This window comes from Streptomyces kaniharaensis, assembly GCF_009569385.1.
Classification (GTDB): domain Bacteria; phylum Actinomycetota; class Actinomycetes; order Streptomycetales; family Streptomycetaceae; genus Kitasatospora; species Kitasatospora kaniharaensis.
The window spans coordinates 143,827-160,812 of sequence record NZ_WBOF01000005.1 but is presented as its reverse complement, the minus strand read 5'-3'; the positions used below and the strand labels follow the sequence as shown (position 1 = coordinate 160,812).

The window sequence follows — 16,986 nt, the reverse complement described above, 5'->3', positions numbered from 1 at the left end:
CGTGGTGATGTCAGGCCGCGCGGTATTGACCGCGCTGGACCCGGATGACCCTGCCCGCCTTCAGCAGGCCGTCGATGTACACCGACGCGCCGTCCTTCTGGGTCTTCTTGCCGGCCGCGCTCATCGCGTCGGCGATCTCCCCCAGCGTCATCGGCTTGTCCGACGCTTGCAGGATCTTCACGATGGCGTCCGCCTTCTTCAGGCCCTTGAGATCCTCCCCCGGCACCGCCGGTGCCTCGACCAGCTTCCTGAAGGCCTCACGCTGGGCTCGCAGCCCTTCGATGCGCACCCCCAGGAGGTCTCGCTCGCGCTCCGCCTCGCGGAGTTCCTTCTCCACCCGCTCAAGATCCTCGACATAGGATGTCATGCACGAAGCATAGCAAGGATTGCCTAAATCTCTAAAAGAAATTAGAGAGGTCTTTCTAAGACAATCCTAGGAGAGTCGCGGGGTCGCGAGCGGCGCAACGTACCTGCAGTTCGGCTCGCCTGATGCGGCACCAGGGCCTCGCCGGAGCCGAGAGAATAGGCCGGTGACCAGCTCCCAGCCGCGCGGCCTCCACGCCCTGATCCCTACCGCCCGCCAGGCGGCAACCCCCGGCGAGCGGGCCGCCGCCCAGATGCTCCACCTGCGCACCGCCGCCGTCCCGGTGCCGGTGCTGGCCGCGGCCGCCGAGCTGATCGCCGCCCACCTGGAGGACCCGGACCCGGTCACCCGCGAGGCCGCAGCCGACGTCCACGCCCACCTGGTCTCCGTACTGGAGAACGCCGCACCCAAGCGTGAGTGACGATCCCGCTCCGGTGGACTTTCGGGCAGGCCGAGGCGCCGTCCCTGCCGCTGCGCGCGCCCAGCTGGTCAGCCGGACGTCGAGGGCGCCGCTGAGATGTCCCACCTGACGAGGACCGGCGTCGGGTTCTGGGTGTTGCCGGAGACGTCGGCGAGCATCCAGCCACTGGTCCCCGCCGAGCCGGTGTTCGTCAGGGCCAGGTCGGTGATCCGGTTGGCCGCGACGGTGAGCAGCTCGGCCGGGACGGCGTCCTGTCGCAGGTCGCGGCAGTGAAGGCTGCCGTTGAGGGATCCGCAGGTACCGGCGTACAGCACGGTGTGCTCGTCCGGGGCGACGGCCGCCTTGGGGTTGGGCAGGGTGGAGTCGACCCAGTCGTCCTTGGTCGCGGCCGGGTCCTTGGTGAGGTCGAGCGGGATGCTGTGCCCGTTCGCGGTCAGGAAGAACCGCCCGGGTGCGAGCCACACCGCCCGTTCCGCGCCCGGGAACGGGACGTCGTGCCGCTGCTCGTCGCCAGGCCGCTCACCGATCCGAGTCAGGATGATCGAGCCGCCGTGCAGCGCACCGACCTGGTTGAAGACCCACAAGGTGCCGTCCCGGCCGGCCTCCAGCGTGGCGTAGCCGCCGAAGCCCCCGGCGAGCAGCTCGATGGTGCGGGTCTTGGGGTGCCAGCGCACGAGGGCACCGCGGCACAGGACGGTGAGCAATCCATCCTCCCCGCGCACGGCACGGTCCTCGGTGCCCGGCAGCGCCAGCGCCCAGGTGCTGCGCCCGGTGGTGGTGTGGAAGTCGATGACGCCGGCCGCCGTGGTGATCAGCAGCCGGTTGCCCCGGGAAGCGGTGAAGGCGCTGGGGGTCTGGGGCGGTGACCAGACCCCGGTGAAGGCCTCGACGGCCGTGACGCCGTTGGCGGTGCTCTCCACGACCGGCCACGGGAGCTGCACTTCGCCGACCGGGCGCAGCTGCGGCGCTGGGCCGGGGTCTTCGTGGCTGGGCACGAGGATGTCGGCCAGGGGCACCAGCCTGTTGCCGGCGGCGGCGGTCTCGGCGTAGAGGAGGTCCAGGAGGTCGACCGGGCCGAGCATGCCGCACAGGAGCGCCTCAATGTGGGTGATGTCCAGCAGGAGGATGTCCTGGCGCCGCTTCACCCACTCCAGCGCCGGCTGCGTGTAGCCGGACACGGACAGGACGATGCCGCGCGTGCCGGGAGGCCGGTTGTTCAGGCGGTCCGCGAGCTTGATCAGGGGCTCCGCGTTGATCGGCTCGGCTTCCCACTTGGCTTCGAGGATGTAGTTCGTCTGCTCGGCCGTGAAGAAGACGTCTGTCTCGTCCAGGCCGTCCACGCCGCGCACGCTGTGCCGGGCCGTCAGCCCCCACGCTTGAAGGAGCTCGGCGAGGAGTGCGTTGAACTTCTGCCCGCGGCGCTGCTGGCCGCCGGGCGGCGCTTGGCGCAGGTCCTTGTAGTCGGCGAGGAGTTCGCGCAGGCGCAGCGTCAGGGTCAAGTCCACGGGAGCATCCTCTCGGTCCGGGCGCAGGTCGCGGAAGTGCTTGCCGGCTGCGGCCCGGCCCAGAGCGTTGGCGGCCTTGGCCGCCTTCATCGAACGCGGCATGAGCGGGAAGGGCGGGATCAAGCCCATCTGCCTCGCCGCACCGCCGACGAATAGCCGCAGCCTTCACCTCGTGAGTTCCCGGCAGCCGGCGGGGCAGCTGATCAGTCCGGTTACACCAGGCCGAGGTGGTCGAGCCCGAGGTAGGCCGGTTCGACGTCCGTCATCAGGCCCGCCCCTACGTGGAAACGCGCGCGAAGGAGCTGGCGTGTGAGCCGTTCTTCCAGCCCGGTGCCCGATCCTTGACCTCTGGTGGTTGCTCCGGGCGGCCCAGCGTGTCGCGCACGCGATCCGAGTGCGGAGCAGGGTGGGAAGCGGCTGGTCGTGACCCCCCGAGCACGGCCAGCCTCCGCAGGCCGAAGGTCGGGCAACGTCGCACCCGGCTGGCTCGCACAGACTGATCGCCCGGCAAGTCTGGGCTCGGGGGGCTTGCGCAGGTGATCTGGCGGCCGACAGCTGCCCGCCGGTGAACGGTGGAGCCCACGCCAACGGCTCGGAGCCCGGGACCCGAGCAAGCTCCGCCACCACCCCGGTTCTCAAACCGGAGTCCGGCCGACATCGAGCATCCCGTGAAACGGTACTCCGTCGTCGAAGATCCTTCCGGCGTCGCGGGCCTGCACCCCCACGTCAAGAACCCCCCGGAACCTCGTTTTCGTAAGGGTGCGCCGTTGAATGGCGAGGATGAAGTCCGGGGCCATGGGCACCCCGAGGTAGGCCAGGGCAGGCTCCTCGGGCCTCGTGGGGTCGAGCACGGTGCCGTCAGCGCCCGCGCACCACGCGTGCGCCCGCACCGTACCGTCGGCCGCGAGCGCGTACCCCTCGGCGTAGGCGCCCGGAAGAAGCCGGGCGACACGCAGGGCGTTGCGGTGGCAACCTCCCGCAGCGCCGCGGCGCGGGGCGCCGGAGCGCGGCCAGGGTGCAGGGGTGAGCAGGCGTCCCTAAGCGAGGACGACGCGGGCGGCCGGGGAGCCGGCTGCGGCTAGGGCCGCGACGGCGGTGAGGAGAGCGCGGTCGTGGCGGCTCAGCAGGTCGGCGGGCACACGTCGAGTGTCCGCCTGGGCGCCGGGCGTCGCGCGGAGGGCTGAGCCGGGTGAGCGACGGTCAGAACGCGGCTGCAGGTGCTCGGGCGGATCCTCCTGCGGCACCGGCAGCCTGTCAGACCCACCTGATTATGTGTCTGATATGACTGAAATAAGAAGTAATCTCGCATTTGGGGCGGTCGTCGGTGACCGAGCCGGCCGCGAAGCCCTGCCCGTCGCATCCGATGCGCCGGAGGGGGACCGGGTGAAGGCGCGGCCGAGGACTGGGGCGTCGTTGCGGGCCGAGGACGCGTTCCGGGCGCGGGTCGCCGAACTCGGCGGGACCGTCCTGGAACCCACGTGGCTCGGCGCCTACCGGCGACACGGGGTGCGGTGTCGGGCCGGACACGACGCCGCGCCCCGCCCCTCCGATGTGAAGCGGGGCGGCGGCATCTGCCGGACCTGCTCAGGCACCGATCCCAGGGCTGCCGAACAGGCCTTCCGCGCGCGCGTGGCGGAACTCGGCGGCACTGTCCTGGAATCCGCGTGGCTTGGCGCCATGAAACCGCACCGGATCCGCTGCGCCGAGGGGCATGAAGGGGCGCCGAGGCCACACGACGTCGCCAGCAAAGGCTCGGGCATCTGCCGAGCCTGCGGCGGACGCGACCCCGAACAAGCCTGGTCGGCCTTCCGGGCACGGGTGAAGGAGCTCGGCGGAACCGTCCTAGAACCCGTCTGGCTCGGCGCGCTGACACCGCACCGGGCCCTGTGCGCGGCCGGTCACCCCTGCACCCCACGACCGGCCTCGGTCCAACAGGGCGGCGGCCTGTGCATGGCCTGCCGCAACGACCGCCCCGGCAACACCGCGCGCATCGCCCGCGTCACGGCCGCCGCCGAACAGGCCTTCCGGGCACGGGTACAAGAGCTCGGCGGAACCGTCGTCGAACCCGTCTGGCTCGGCAACAACCGCCCCCACCGGGTGGTCTGCCGCTCCGGCCACGCATGCGCACCCCGGCCCGCCGCTGTCCAACAAGGCCAGGGCCTCTGCCGGGTCTGCGCGGGCAACGATCCCGCCTCCTGCGAACAGGCCTTCCGGGCGCGCGTGGCGCAGTTTGGCGGAACCGTCCTGGAACCAGTCTGGCTCGGCCGGGACACCCCCCACCGCATCCTCTGCCCAGCAGGCCACCGGGTCACCCCGCAACCCGGCAACGTACTCCAGGGCGCCGGTATGTGCCGCCTCTGCGCCGGCAAGACCTGGGACGTCTTCTACGTCGTGGCCGACGACAACCGCGGTTGGATCAAGTTCGGGGTCACCTCCGGCGATCCTGCCCACCGCCTCAACACCCACGCCCGGACCGGATTCACCCGCACCATCCGCCGACTCACCAATCTGCCCGACGGCACCGCGCTGGAACTGGAACGCTCCGTACTGGCGACGCTGCGCCGGGCCGACGAGTGGCCGGTGTTCGGCCGGGAGTACTACGACAACGCCGTGGAGGCCCTGGTCCTCGACCTCGTGGACAACTACCCGCTGCCGACGAGAGACCGGAAGCCACGATCCGCGCCGGGCCCGAGCACACCGGCAACGCACTGATCGCCGCGGGGCGGCCTGTTCGCCACGCCCGGTGCGTCGATTCGCCATGTACACCGGCCTATCGGGTGCGTCTGACAGCATGCGGTGGAAGCCGTTTTCCGTGATCGAAGGCAGGGAAATGAACCGCACCGAACTCGTCGCAGCCATCTCCGAGCGAGCCGAACTCCCCAAGAAGGACGCCGACGCCGTCCTCACGGTGTTTTCCGAGATCGCCGGGGAGGTCGTCCAGAAGGGTGCCGAGAAGCTGACGATCCCGGGTTTCCTGACTCTGGAGCGCACGCACCGCGCTGCCCGTACGGCTCGCAACCCTCAGACCGGGGACCCGATCGAGATTCCGGCTGGCTACAGCGTCAAGGTCAGCGCCGGCTCCAAACTCAAGGACGCCGTGAAGTAAACCCGCTGCGGGCCCAGGCGCCGCTCGGCGGCCCGGGCCCCACCGCCGGGACGCGCATCACCCGATCGTGTCGTCGGATGCCGGGGCTTAGGCCTGCGCTGCGACGGCGAGTTGCGGTGATGGGCAGCCGGCCGGCGGCTTCGTGCTGGGCAGCCCTTAGGCAGGCCGGGCGGTCAGCGGGACGAACAGCAAGTAGGCGCCGTCCCACATCGCCTGGGGTTCCTCGTTGCTCCAGTTCGGCGGTCAGCCAGCGGCCCGCTTCCGGGTGGGCGGTAGTGACCGTGTCCTCGGGGGTCTCGACGAGCTGTGGAGCTTCAGGGCGACCACGCGGCACTCCGGCGATTCAGCCGCTGAGCTATGGGGCGGTGGCCGCTCCGCCGCGCCGGACGGCGTCGGCCATTGCCTCGTGAACGGCTTGGGCGGCGGCTGCCGTCGATGCCGGCACCGGGGCGCCCTCGACGGTGTACCACTCGTCGGCCCCGTCGTACTGGACGGCCAGCAGCGCTTGCTGGCCGTCCCACGTGGTGCGCAGCGTGAGGTCGCCGGTGATCACCCCGACCTCGACCGTCATCACGCCGCCCGGTCCGGCCGGGATGCCGGCGGTCACGAGCGGCCCGGAGGCGGGGTCCGGGATCGGGGCGTTGGAGGCGGTCATGATCCCGCCGGGCAGGTGTCGAGCATCCGGCCGAGGGCGGTCTTCTCCGGCTCGGTGACGGCCAGCTTGTAGTAGGTCTTCACGTTGGTCCAGGCCTCCGCGTAGTGGCACCAGGCCGCCTGGGACGGTGGCTTCCACTGGTCCGGTGTCTGGTCGCCTTTCGCCCGGTTGGAGGCGGCGGAGACCGCGAGGAGCTGAGGCCTGCTCAGGTCGTTCGCGAACAACTTGCGCTGCTCGTCCGTCCAGCTGTCCGCTCCGGCTCGCCAACTGGCGGCCAGCGGCACCAAATGGTCAATGTCGATCTTGGAAGCATCGGTGAACTGCAAGCCGTCGTACGGAGAAGTCCAGGCGCCCGAGGTGGCCCGGCACTGGGCGTCCGTCACCACCGACTGCCCGTCTCTCATCAAGACGCTCTCTCTCGTATCGCACCCCGCCCCTTGGGAGATCCAGTGCGGGAAGCGGTCCCGGGAGTAGCCCGTCATCGGGCGCACCGGGGCGACCGTCAACGCGGCCAACTGAGCGCGGGCCGTGGCGGCGTCCGAAGGCTGCGGCCCCGGCCACCTGACGGCGGAGGAGAAAGACGGCGGCGCAGCGTTTGAGGCGGACAGGTCTACGGCCGTGGACTTCGCGCAAGCGCCGAGGAGCACGACCGCGAGGAGCGCCGCTCCGGCCGATCGGGCGGGTCGCATGGTGGGCATACGCAGCAGCCTGCCTGTCCGGACCGCAGTGACCAAGTGCGCCACGCCCGTCGGGTGACGGCCGGGCAGGACGTGCTTCATGCCCGCCCGTGCGCGATTCGCCTGGGACCCGTCGCCAGGTTGCCCGGATCGGCTGCGGGCGGACCGTCGTGGCGCCGGCGCTACCGCTTTTCAGGAGCGCCGGGTCCGTGGGCCCCTGGCGGGGTCAACTACCGGTTGATGATTTCTTGGCAGGCCCAGCGTCCCTGGCCGCCGTCGATCGTCACGCAGACCTTCTCGGAACTGAGATTGGCGCTCCTGCCGGGATGCCACTCGGCAACCAACTCCCCACCGACGCGGTGGGCCTGCTGGGTGCCGATGACCTCGCGGTCGCCCTCGCGCAGGTGCGCGGTGGCGCCCTGCAAGTCGCGTGGCGGGTTGGTCCACTTGGCCACCACACGGTCCATGTAGATGCTCGACCCGTAGATCTCAATACAGATCTTCGGACCGGACCAGTGATGGGTACATGCGTCTGAGCTGCGAGTCTGGGCGGCGGCGGGGGCTGCGGTGGGTAGGACGGTAAGGGCAAGGGCCGTGCTGACGGCGGCAGCCCGACGGGCGGAGATGACAGATCGGCTCATAGCAGGTTCTTCCAGTTGCTGTTGGGACAGTCTGGTGAACATTGCTACGCCGTAGAGGGTTACGGGCAGGAGCACGTCCAGCTCTTCTGACGGCGCCTGGCCAGGCGAGTCGCGTGGAAGGAGGCATGCGCAGCTGGTGCGCAGCACGGGGCTGCGGGGGGCCATGCCGGGACCGCCGTACGGGCGCACAGGAGTCCGTCGGTGGGCGCCGGTGTCGGCCCGGTATGCCCGACGGCTTGCTCAACCGATGGGCTCCTTCACGTGCGGATGCTGGGCGGGTGGTGCTCCAACGTCTCTTACAGACAACGGACTTGCGCTTCGGACAAGCGACTCTAAGTGGTGGAGTTGCACGTCGTGGTGAGTGCGGTTGGAACTCCCTCTCAGGAGTGACAGCGGGGACCGTCCGCCAGCGGTACGGTGAGTCGGGTCGGCCGGAACATGCAGCGGCCCACCTCCTTGGGGTGGTGCGCCCTGGTTCCGTGCCAGGCACTCGATCAGGCGAGAGCGATCCGGGCGGGCGCGGTGGTCCGTACCCGGCTCGATCAGGCTTGTAGAGTGCGGCCCTCGTACGCCACGCCCCGCTGGAGCTGATGTGCACGTGCTCGCTGCCCGTATCCGAGCAGTTGGTCGGTGGGAGTTCCTCTCCCTGGTGGGATCGGGGGTGAACCGTGGCCATCAGTGATGCCACCATCGCGGAGACGCTGTCGTCGTACCTCGAACGGTTCCCGGCCGAGGCCGAAGCGCTGGCCGAGCCGGTGCGGCTCCTTGGCGAGGGCTCCGGGTTCGCATCCCGACGCAGCTTCCCGATGCATGTGACGGTCGGCGCGCTCCTCGTCTGTGGTTCCGAGGTTCTGCTCATCGACCACCTTGCCTACGGGATCACGTTGCAGCCGGGCGGCCATCTTGAGCCGACCGACGCCACGTTGCCCGAGGCGGCGCTGCGTGAGCTGACGGAGGAGACCGGCATCGACGAGCGCAAGATCGTGGCGCTGTCGTCGGTGCCGGTCTACGTCGAATACGGCCTGGTGCCGGCGCGGCCCGAGAAGGACGAGCCGGAGCACTACCACCTGGACATCGGGTACGCCTTCTCGACGGAGCGCGCCGAGATCGGGCTCATCCAGGAGACGGAGGTGACTGGCGCGGCCTGGTACTCGGTGGACCTGGCCGTGAGTCTGGTCGGCGAGCGCATCGCTCGGGCGGTCGGCGTACCGGCCCAGGTTCTCTGAGACGGGGGTGACGTTCCGGCGCCCTGGCCGTACCCGGTTCCGCAGAGTGGCCCGTGGTGCGGTGCGGAGGGCTGCAAGCGGCCGTCCGCACCGCCGCTCGGCGGCGTCCCCTGTCTGGCGCCGGGGCGGCGGAGGGTTCGCTGCGGCCTTGCTCACTCGAAGATCGGCTTGGAGTCCCGGGTCCGCTTGAGTTCGAAAAAGCCGTCCGTTGCCGCAACCAGGGCCAGGCCGTCCCAGAGCTTCCCGGCGGCCTCACCACGGGGGGCTTTGCGGAGTACGGGGCCGAACAGGACGGTGCCTGCGATGCGGACGACGGGGGTGCCGACGTCGAGGCCGACCTCGTCGAATGCCTCGTGGTGGGAGGCGATGATGAGTGGGTCGAAGTCGGTGCTGGTGGCGGCTTCGGCCAGGGCGGCGGGCAGGTTCGTCTCGGCGAGCGCTTCGGGGATGACGGTGGGGTCGTCGCGGCGGCGCCGGTTGTGCAGGCGGGTGCCGATGGCGGTGTACAGCGGGCCGAGGACCTGGGGGCCGGCGTGCTCGGCGGCGGCGGCGCACACCCGCACCGGCCCCCAGGCGCTCTCCATCAGTGCCCGGTAGTCGTCGCTGAGGCCGTTGCCCTCGCGCTGGACCAGGTTGAGGTAGGCCAGCGACATGATCCGCCAGTCGGCGCGCACCGGGCGGACCTTCTCGACTTCCAGGAGCCAGCGCGAGGTGACCCACGCCCACGGGCACAGCGGGTCGAACCAGAAGGGCACCTCGACGCGGGACTGCTCCTCGTCGTGCTGCATCGGGTGAGCACCGTCCTTTCTCGGGTCGGTCGTTCGGGTGGCGTGTCTGGGGTCAGGCGTCGAACAGCCCTGCCTGGACAGGCTGGTTGGCCTTGGCGGTGCGCCCGGCGGTCTTGAACAGGGCTGCGAGGCTGTCCAGGCGCGGGTCGCGGTCGGCGGCGGCGATGAGGTGGAGGAAGAGCTGCGCGGTGACGTCGACGTCGGCGGGCGCCCGGTGGCGGTCGGGCGGGTGCGGGATGCCGAAGTGCGCCATGAGCGTGTCGAGCTTGTAGTTCGGCAGGCCGGGGACGAGGTGCTTGGCCAGTGGGATGGTGTCGATGAGGTTGGTGCGGGCCAGCGTCGGGCAGCGCTCGGCCTGGTGGTGGATGACGTTCGCCTCGGTGGCGGCGTGCTGGGCCACCAGCAGGTAGGGGGTGCCGGGGGTGAGGCGGCGGTCCAGGGCGCCGAGGGCCTGAGCGGGGGTAGGGGCGTTGGCGAGCTGCTCGGCGGTCAGGCCGGTCTGGGCGGTGTCGGCGGGGGTTACCGGCGCGAACGCGGGCGGCCGGATCAGGCACGTGCTGCGGCCGGTCTCCGTCCAGGCGCCGTCGTGCAGGCGCAGGGCGAGCGCCGCGACCTCGATGGGCTGGGGCGGATGGCCGGAGGGGGTCGTCGTCTCGAAGTCGATGACCACGAACGTCGTCGCCCGAAAGCCCGAATCGTCGGTCAGAGCCATGTGTTCACCAATTCCCCTGCCTTCCTCGGCTGTTGTCTGCCAAGCACGGTCCCGCACCGGAACTAGCATGCCCCCGCGATTGCCGGTCCAGTTCCCGGTCACTCGTCGGTGAGGTCGAGGACGGCCCGGGTCGCGGCCGCCAGGCTGGGCGCGCTCCAGCGGCGTTCGCCTGTCCAGGTCTCGCACAGGGCCCGGTACAGGTCCGTCATCACGGGGACGAACGTGGGCGGCAGGGACGCGGGCCGGGGCCACTGGCTGCGGGGGACGCCGTCGGCGATCAGCCGGCCGACCGGGATCTCGTTGCCGGAGCGCACGTACCAGTCGCGCAGGATCTGCTTGCCGCAGTGCACGCCGTCGAACATCAGACGGCTCTCGTCCGGGGTGCCGGGGCTGTCGGCGAGCAGCAGTTCCTGATCGTCCGTCACCAGGTACTCGGTCTTGCCGTCGCAGTGGTTCACGCCAACTCGGGCCGCGTGGTCGCTCAGCACGCTGTTGACCGCGAGAGTGGTCTCGCGCAGGGTGCGGAAGAGACGGTCGTCGAGGCCGGAGAGGTACTGGGCGTCGGCGGGGGTGAGGAAGCGGTTGACCGGCTCGCGGGTCGTCGCGTACTCGACGGTCGGCCGCGGGAGCCGCTCGCCGACGGCGGGGACCGCGTCGAGGCCGATGTCGGCCGGGCTCAGGTCGCCGGAGGCCAGCCGGCGGTGGACCGAGCTCCCGGGTGGGAGTTCGTTGCGGAAGAGGACCTGTAGCGGCAGGAGGTAGTTGCCCAACTGCGGGGTGGGCGGGTGGTCGAGCGTCTCCGGGAGGCGGGCGAGGGTGACCTCGATTCGGTTCGGGGCGCTCTGGCGGCGGAAGTGCGTGCGCACGCCGGCCGCCTCCAGCAGCTCGAAGTTGAAGACCGCCATGCGGCAGGCGGCTTCGCCCTTGCCGGGGATCGGGTCGGGCATCGGGCCGTAGTGGAAGACGCTGTAGTGGTCGGTGTACTCGAACTCGCCGACGCCTTCGCTCGTGGCGGTCGGCCGTCGCAAGACGGTCAGATTCTTGGTCGCGTGCAGGACGGGCATGGTGCTCCTTGAGACGGACGGCGTGGCGCCGTCACCGGATCTGGTCGTGGGCCGGGAGCGGTCCTGCGGCGTCGGTGGACCGAGAGGCGCAGTCCCGGAGCCCCGCCGGGGCACTGATCACCGGGGCCAGGTGAGCCCTGGCGATGGTGAGCACCCGCATGCCCGCCGCGCGGGCGGCGGCGACCCCGTCGGGCGCGTCGTCGACCGCCAGGCAGTGCCCCGGCGCGATACCCAGCCGGCGGGCGGCGGTGAGGAACAGTTCCGGGTGCGGCTTGCCGCGGGCGGCGTCCTCGCGCGCGACGACGGCCTCGAACGCGCCGCGCAAGCCCAGCGCGTCGAGTCCCGGGCCGACGAGCTGCTGGCTGGCGCCGGAGGCCACGGCGCAAGGCAGGCCCGCGGCCTGCGCCCGTCGGAGGAGTTCCACGGTGCACGCGATGGGCGTGATCGTGTGGACCTCGGCCAGCAGGTGGGCGCGGCTGCGCGCGATGACCTCGCCGTGGGGCAGCGCCCGGCCGCCGGGCAGCGCCGCCAGCAGGTCGCGGATGGACAGCCCGATGTGCCGGGCGTACCAGGTGGGGTCGAGAACGACGCCGTAGGGCTCCAGGGCGGCGTGCAGTGCGTCCTCATGTCCTTGCCGGGTGTCGGCGAGGGTGCCGTCGAAGTCGACGATCAGGGCGCCGATGTCCTTGTCCAGCGCGGGCACGCAGCCGCACTCGCCCGGACAGGACGGCTCCTGGCTCCCCGTGCTCATGCCACGGCCGCGGTGGCGGCGCGCCGGTGGCAGCACAGGCACGCGGCGGCGGTGCCCTGCCAGGGCTCGGGCAGGCATTCCAGGTCCCTGCCGGCGTCGCGGATCCAGGTGCGGATCCGGTCGGCTGCTTCGTACTCGTCGACGTGGCGGCGGTCCACGACCCGGTAGCGGACGGGATCGGTGGCGGCGAGCCGTTCGAAGAGATCGGACGCCTCGCGCATGAAGTGGGCCTGCTCGTCGGTGAAGACGCACCGGTCGCGCCGCTGGGCGCGGGCGAGTGCGTCGCCGGGGTCGTCGGTGACGAGGATGGTGAGGTCGGGCAGCGGCCGCCAGGAGGCGGCGAGGTCCAGCAGATCCATCGCCGTACGCAGGGCGGCGTCCGGGTCGTCGGGGTGCAGGAGCAGGGCCTGGCACACGGCGGTGGTGTCCACGCTGCGGCCTTCGACGACAGCCCGGCCGCGGGCCAGGTCGGGCAGGACGGTGTCCAGGTCGTGTCGCTTGATGGCCATCAGGAGCAGGGCCTCGGCCATCGGGGTGCCGCCGCGCAGGAACGGGTCGCCGATGCTGGCCTGGCGCAGCGCGCCCAGCAGCGCCTCACCGAGACCCGGGCGCCCGTCGGCGCGCTGCGAGAACTCGTCGAGCATCACCGGCTTGTCATCGAGGGCCTCGACGGCGCGATTGGTGAGGTAGGTCTTGCCGACTCCGTTGAGGCCCTCGGCGGAGATCAGCGGGCCGCGGCGGCAACGGGGGCGTTGCGGTGTGGTCGTCATGCTGCGATGTCCGTTCGGGGAGGGCGGGCCGCCGCGGCGGGTGCGGCGGCGGCCCGGGCTTCGGGGTGTGCGGTCAGCCGCTCCACGCGGCGCTCTCGCGGGTGATGACAGCGGCGTAGCGGTCGAGTACCGCTTCGTCGTCGCGGTCGGTGAGGACGACGGCCAGGGTGCGCTCCAGGATCTGGGCGGCACCGCGGCACCGCGGCCGGGCGCTCGGGGTGAACATGGGGCGCGTGTCGCACGGCACCAGGCGGAAGGTGCCGGTGGAGTTCGGCACGCCGCGCTGGGCGAGGTGCTCGGCGAACGCGCGCGGGCGCGGCAGGCCGATCGTCAGGAGCGGGGAGTAGTGGTTCCACGTCTCGTCGGTGGCCGGCCGGAGCGGGGTGAGGCCGCGGGCGCCGGCCAAGGCGTGCAGCAGGTACGTGCCCTGGGTGCGGCGGCGCTCCAGCAGGGCCGGGAGGCGGTGCAGGTTGGCTTGGGCGAGCGCGGCGAGAGGCTCGGCCAGGCGGGCGTTGACCGCGAGCTGCTGCTGGGGGTGGCTACCGGGCGGCGGCGTGAGCCAGTGCCCGCGGAAGGCCCTGGCCCGGGCGGCAAGGTCGGGGTCGTCGGTCAGGACGAAGCCGCCCTCCCCGCTCCAGAGGATCTTGCCGTCCTTCATGCTGAAACACCCGGCAGTGCCGGCGGTTCCGGCCGCGATGCCGGCGCGCGAGGTCCCGGCGGCCTGGGCGGCGTCCTCGACCACGGCCAGGCCGAAGCGGGACGCGAAGGCGGCCAGAGCGGCCGGGTCGCCCATCCGTCCCCACAAGTGCACCGGGACGAGGGCCCTGGTCCTGTCCGTGACCTTGGCGGCGGCGTCGGCGTAGTCCAGGTCGAGCGTGGCGGGGTCGCTGTCGACGAACACCGGGGTAGCGCCGAGCTGGACGACGGGCGCGGCGGTCATGACGACGGTGAGCGCCGGCAGCAGGACCTCGTCGCCCGGTTGGACGCCGGCCGCGAACAGCGCGGCGTGCAGCGCCGCGGTCCCGGAGTTCACCGCGATCGCGTGCCGGCCGCCGAACACGCCGCTCAGGTCGTGCTCGAACCGGTCGGCGTACGCGGCGCAGGCCGGGTCGGGCATTGCGGCCAGCGCCGCCAGCACACCGGCGCCGAGAGCTTCCGCTGCGGGCAGTGGGGGCAGGGCGCTCACGTCCCCTCCCGGCCCAGGAGGCGGGGCATGCCGAGCACGAGCGGCCCCATGTTGACGCAGTCCCGCGAGAAGTGGGAGCAGTCCGTGCACACCGGACGGTCGGCGAACAGGGTTCGCGCCTCGGTTCCGACGATCGTGCGCCGTGCCGCGGGGGGCGTCGCGGCGATCCGCCGGTCGGAGGGGCAGTCCCACACCGAGCCGTCGGGCTGGACGAAGAACAGCTGCGCCCCGCCGAAACAGTGCTCGATGCGGCCGCTGTCCTGGGTGGCGATCGAGGCGAGGAACTGCCGGATGTAGGCGGTCCCGGGCAGGGTGAGGCCGCCGGGGTCCTGCTGGAGGCGCAGCAGCTGCTCTTCGACTGCGGGCACGTCGGCGGCGGTGTGGCAGCGCTCGGCGAAGAGCTTGTGGTCGGGTGGCAGGGAGATGGGCTGCGGGACGTAGTAGTCGACGCCGACCTCGGCGGCGAGGCGGGCGACGTCGGTGATCTCCTGGGGGCGCTCGCGGATGACGACGGTGTAGATGCCGACGCGGGGGCCCGCTCCGTCGCCCCGCCCCTCCAGGAGGGTGCGGATGCCGGCCAGGACCTCGCGGTGGCCGACGCGGCCAGAGCGGGAGGGCCGCAGTCGGTCGTTGACGGCCGCGTCCGCGCTGTCGAGGGACACCGAGACGCCGTCGACGCCGAGTTCGACGAGCCTGCGGGCGATGCCCGGCCGGGTGAGGGGCACGCCGTTGGTGGCGATGACGACCTCGCACCCGGCGTCCTTGATCGTCTTGATCACGCTGAGGGTGGGCAGCCAGTCCAGCGGCTCGCCGCCCGCGAGGACGACCCGCTCGACCGGCGAGTCGGCCAGGCTGCGCGCGAACGCCTCCAGCGCGGCGTGGTCGAGGTCGCGCACGGGGATGTGGGAGAGCATCCCCACCTCCTTGGGCGGGCCCGCCTTGTCCAGGTCCAGCTCGCCGAAGTAGCAGTGCGGACAGCCGAAGCTGCACGGGGAGCGCAGAGCCCACAGCAGGGTGATGTCCCGCTCCCGCGGCGGACGGGTCTCGTCAGGCCACACGGGCGGCCTCCCGACGGGCCTCGGCGGCGCGGACGGCGTCCTCGACGGCCTTCGCGCTCTCCTCGGGGCCATGGCCGGACACGTCGATCAGCGTGTACCGGTCCGGTTCGGCGGCGGCGAGCTGCCGGTAGAGCCGGCCGGTGTGCTCGATCACGGCCTGGGCGTCGGGCGGGACGACGCGGCCGATGCGGGCGGCGAAGCGGGCCGTGCACACGTCGGTGTCGCCGACCAGCAGCACGGTGGCGTCGGGCATGGTCCGCCACCGACGGACGGTGGCCAGGATCCGCTCGGCGATCGCCAGGGCGGGCGTGGCCGGGGACTCGGCGTGCAGGATCGCCGCCTGGCACACGGCCACGCTGTCCACGCCACGGTCCTCCAGGACGACCTCCACTCCGTCCTGCAGGCCGGCGGCCAGGCGCTCGGACTCGCGGAACTTCAGCGCGAGCAGCGCCAGCGTCTCCGCCACCGGGTGCCCGGTGCGCAGGCAGACGTCGCCGGTCGCGGCGAGGGCGGCGATGACCTGTCCGGGGAGGGAGTCGGCCCGCTGGTCGGTCAGCTCGTCCAGACGCAGGCACCGCGGGCCGAACGCGGCGGCCACCGCGCGGACGGAGGTGGTCTTCCCGACCCCGTTGACGCCCTCGACGCTCACCCACAGCGGCCGGTCCGCCCCGCCGGAGCCGAGGCGGGGCCGGGGGAGGACGGCGTTGGTCATGCCGGCCTCCGGCACACGAACAGCAGCTCGGTCGCCCGGTCGGGCACGGTCACGGACGACACCGTGTCCAGCAGCGCCTTCGGCACCCGGGCGGCCAGGTGGCGGTACCAGTCCACCGCGCCGCTGCCGTAGCGCTCTTCGAGCTCGGCGGCGACCTCGTCCGGGGCAGGCGGCAGCAGCCCCATCACGTCGTCGACGACCAGGCCGGCATCCTCGACGGCGCGCACGACCTCCTCGCGCGACCACTCGTAGACGTGCACCCGGTACTGCAGCGGTCGCGGCGGCGGCCCGAACGCCTGCGGCGTGGACAGGTACAGCACGCCGCCGGGGGCGAGCGCGGCGCCGGTGGCGGCCAGGCTCTTGACGCCGAGTTCGTAGGGCAGGTGCTCCAGCGCGGCGGTGTAGATCGCGACGTCGAACTGCGGCAGGTCCGGCCACGGCTCGGACACGTCGCACTGGATGAAGTCGACGGGGAACGGGCTGCCGTAGTGCCCGCGCAGGGCCTCCAGCCGGGTGCGGGCCTCGGCGAGGTTGTCCGGGCTGATGTCGAGGCCGACATAGCGGGCGATCTTCGGGGCGTAGCGGTGCAGCAGCGGCAGGGCCAGGCCGCGTCCGCAGCACACGTCCAGGACGTTGGCGCCCTGCGGGCATCGCTCGGCGGCGATGAGGTGCTGCATCAGGTTCATCAGCCCCGACGGCTTCGCCTCGCCCAGGGCGAGCGCGCTGTAGAAGTCGTCCATCTGGTTGGTGCTGTACGCGCCGATCATCGGGGTGCCGGGCCGGGTGCGGTGCTGGTCGGTCAGTTCGGTGGTCATGCTGTCCCCTCCCAGGGGAAGACGATCCAGGTGTCGTAGAGGGCGGCGATGTGGTCGATGGCGTCCGCGGGATGGGCGTCCTGCTCCCAGTTGGCCCGGTTCACGGCGAGGACCGCGGTACGCAGGCGGGCGGTGCCGAGGTCGCGGAGCATGTCCGCGGTGTGGGCGAGGGTCACGCCGGAGCCGGCGATGTCGTCGACGAGGAGCACGTCCAGGCCTCGCAGGTCGCCGAGCGAGGCGGGGTTGTGGACGTCCGGCAGCGGGTTCTTGTCCGCGTTGATGATGTCGCCGGTGGTGCGGACGACCTCGATGCTGCGCACGTCGCGGATTTTGAGGCGGTGGGCGAGCCACACGGCCGGGACCATGCCTCCGCGCATGATGCCCACCACGGCCTGCGGCGGCCCGCCGGTGGTCACCCGCTCGGCGAGGACCTGTACGGCGGAGCCGATGTCGGCCCAGGTCAGGTAGCGGGGGGTGGGCGGGGCGGCGTCGTGCGCGGGCGCCGTCGGTGGCGTGGCCATCGGATGCACCTCCT

General features: G+C 72.0%; 20 protein-coding genes. 4 read left to right on the top strand and 16 right to left on the bottom strand.

Annotation, left to right across the window (positions count from 1 at the left end; all coding sequences use genetic code 11):
• Nucleotides 1-10: 10 nt before the first annotated feature.
• Nucleotides 11-367 (bottom strand): hypothetical protein, encoded by a 357-nt coding sequence (locus F7Q99_RS36980; protein WP_153470893.1) that lies wholly within the window; start codon nucleotides 365-367, stop codon nucleotides 11-13.
• A gap of 163 nt (nucleotides 368-530) precedes the next feature.
• Here F7Q99_RS36980 and F7Q99_RS36975 point away from each other — a divergent pair, with 163 nt between their 5' ends.
• Nucleotides 531-785 carry a hypothetical protein gene (locus F7Q99_RS36975; RefSeq protein WP_153470890.1) on the top strand — a complete coding sequence of 85 codons (255 nt, stop codon included), beginning with the start codon at nucleotides 531-533 and terminating at the stop codon, nucleotides 783-785.
• A 68-nt stretch (nucleotides 786-853) separates the two neighbouring features.
• Here F7Q99_RS36975 and F7Q99_RS36970 read toward each other — a convergent pair whose 3' ends face one another.
• Both F7Q99_RS36970 and F7Q99_RS36965 read right to left on the bottom strand, forming a co-directional pair.
• A complete protein-coding gene (locus F7Q99_RS36970) occupies nucleotides 854-2,392 on the bottom strand; it encodes a restriction endonuclease (RefSeq protein WP_195911408.1) in 1,539 nt (512 codons plus the stop codon).
• Between the two features lie 533 nt (nucleotides 2,393-2,925).
• The gene (locus tag F7Q99_RS36965; RefSeq protein WP_153470884.1) at nucleotides 2,926-3,141 is read right to left on the bottom strand and encodes a hypothetical protein; all 216 of its coding nucleotides are present in this window, start codon (nucleotides 3,139-3,141) and stop codon (nucleotides 2,926-2,928) included.
• A gap of 430 nt (nucleotides 3,142-3,571) precedes the next feature.
• Here F7Q99_RS36965 and F7Q99_RS36960 point away from each other — a divergent pair, with 430 nt between their 5' ends.
• On the top strand, nucleotides 3,572-5,002 hold the full coding sequence (locus tag F7Q99_RS36960) for a hypothetical protein (RefSeq protein WP_153470881.1): 1,431 nt from the start codon (nucleotides 3,572-3,574) through the stop codon (nucleotides 5,000-5,002).
• A gap of 118 nt (nucleotides 5,003-5,120) precedes the next feature.
• Nucleotides 5,121-5,396: an HU family DNA-binding protein gene (locus F7Q99_RS36955; protein ID WP_153470878.1), complete on the top strand. Its 276-nt coding sequence runs from the start codon at nucleotides 5,121-5,123 to the stop codon at nucleotides 5,394-5,396.
• A gap of 355 nt (nucleotides 5,397-5,751) precedes the next feature.
• On the opposite strand, the gene F7Q99_RS36950 is transcribed toward F7Q99_RS36955, so the two are convergent.
• From F7Q99_RS36950 to F7Q99_RS36940, 3 genes are all read right to left on the bottom strand, one after another.
• On the bottom strand, nucleotides 5,752-6,051 hold the full coding sequence (locus tag F7Q99_RS36950) for a hypothetical protein (protein WP_153470875.1): 300 nt from the start codon (nucleotides 6,049-6,051) through the stop codon (nucleotides 5,752-5,754).
• Nucleotides 6,048-6,455, bottom strand: a complete 408-nt coding sequence (locus tag F7Q99_RS42245) for an HNH endonuclease family protein (RefSeq protein ID WP_230211278.1) — start codon at nucleotides 6,453-6,455, stop codon at nucleotides 6,048-6,050. Before F7Q99_RS42245 ends, F7Q99_RS36950 begins: the two co-directional genes overlap by 4 nt.
• A 503-nt stretch (nucleotides 6,456-6,958) precedes the next feature.
• Nucleotides 6,959-7,411 carry a hypothetical protein gene (locus F7Q99_RS36940; protein ID WP_153470872.1) on the bottom strand — a complete coding sequence of 151 codons (453 nt, stop codon included), beginning with the start codon at nucleotides 7,409-7,411 and terminating at the stop codon, nucleotides 6,959-6,961.
• A gap of 626 nt (nucleotides 7,412-8,037) precedes the next feature.
• On the opposite strand from F7Q99_RS36940, the gene F7Q99_RS36935 reads away from it, so the two are divergent.
• Nucleotides 8,038-8,595, top strand: coding sequence for an NUDIX hydrolase (locus F7Q99_RS36935; RefSeq protein WP_326847527.1), 558 nt, complete (start codon nucleotides 8,038-8,040; stop codon nucleotides 8,593-8,595).
• 152 nt (nucleotides 8,596-8,747) lie between these two features.
• Here the strand turns inward: F7Q99_RS36935 and F7Q99_RS36930 are convergent, their stop codons facing one another.
• The 10 genes from F7Q99_RS36930 to F7Q99_RS36885 form a co-directional block, all read right to left on the bottom strand.
• On the bottom strand, nucleotides 8,748-9,383 hold the full coding sequence (locus F7Q99_RS36930) for a mycothiol-dependent nitroreductase Rv2466c family protein (RefSeq protein ID WP_153470869.1): 636 nt from the start codon (nucleotides 9,381-9,383) through the stop codon (nucleotides 8,748-8,750).
• A 52-nt stretch (nucleotides 9,384-9,435) separates the two neighbouring features.
• Nucleotides 9,436-10,095 carry a 3'-5' exonuclease gene (locus F7Q99_RS36925; protein ID WP_153470867.1) on the bottom strand — a complete coding sequence of 220 codons (660 nt, stop codon included), beginning with the start codon at nucleotides 10,093-10,095 and terminating at the stop codon, nucleotides 9,436-9,438.
• A gap of 98 nt (nucleotides 10,096-10,193) precedes the next feature.
• The gene (locus tag F7Q99_RS36920) at nucleotides 10,194-11,159 is read right to left on the bottom strand and encodes a phosphoribosylaminoimidazolesuccinocarboxamide synthase (RefSeq protein ID WP_153470864.1); all 966 of its coding nucleotides are present in this window, start codon (nucleotides 11,157-11,159) and stop codon (nucleotides 10,194-10,196) included.
• A 31-nt stretch (nucleotides 11,160-11,190) separates the two neighbouring features.
• The gene (locus F7Q99_RS36915) at nucleotides 11,191-11,910 is read right to left on the bottom strand and encodes an HAD family hydrolase (protein ID WP_153470861.1); all 720 of its coding nucleotides are present in this window, start codon (nucleotides 11,908-11,910) and stop codon (nucleotides 11,191-11,193) included.
• A complete protein-coding gene (locus F7Q99_RS36910) occupies nucleotides 11,907-12,680 on the bottom strand; it encodes a dTMP kinase (RefSeq protein WP_153470858.1) in 774 nt (257 codons plus the stop codon). Before F7Q99_RS36910 ends, F7Q99_RS36915 begins: the two co-directional genes overlap by 4 nt.
• 73 nt (nucleotides 12,681-12,753) lie before the next feature.
• Entirely contained in the window at nucleotides 12,754-13,866 is a 1,113-nt protein-coding gene (locus F7Q99_RS36905; protein ID WP_326847526.1) for a DegT/DnrJ/EryC1/StrS family aminotransferase, read from the bottom strand.
• On the bottom strand, nucleotides 13,863-14,924 hold the full coding sequence (locus F7Q99_RS36900; protein ID WP_326847525.1) for a radical SAM protein: 1,062 nt from the start codon (nucleotides 14,922-14,924) through the stop codon (nucleotides 13,863-13,865). Before F7Q99_RS36900 ends, F7Q99_RS36905 begins: the two co-directional genes overlap by 4 nt.
• Complete coding sequence (locus F7Q99_RS36895; protein ID WP_153470851.1) at nucleotides 14,914-15,636, bottom strand: nucleoside/nucleotide kinase family protein; 723 nt, start codon at nucleotides 15,634-15,636, stop codon at nucleotides 14,914-14,916. Before F7Q99_RS36895 ends, F7Q99_RS36900 begins: the two co-directional genes overlap by 11 nt.
• Nucleotides 15,633-16,451, bottom strand: a complete 819-nt coding sequence (locus F7Q99_RS36890) for a class I SAM-dependent methyltransferase (RefSeq protein WP_153470849.1) — start codon at nucleotides 16,449-16,451, stop codon at nucleotides 15,633-15,635. Before F7Q99_RS36890 ends, F7Q99_RS36895 begins: the two co-directional genes overlap by 4 nt.
• A complete protein-coding gene (locus tag F7Q99_RS36885) occupies nucleotides 16,448-16,972 on the bottom strand; it encodes a phosphoribosyltransferase (RefSeq protein WP_153470846.1) in 525 nt (174 codons plus the stop codon). The genes F7Q99_RS36890 and F7Q99_RS36885 overlap by 4 nt, the downstream gene beginning before the upstream one ends.
• Between the last annotated feature and the right edge of the window lie 14 nt (nucleotides 16,973-16,986).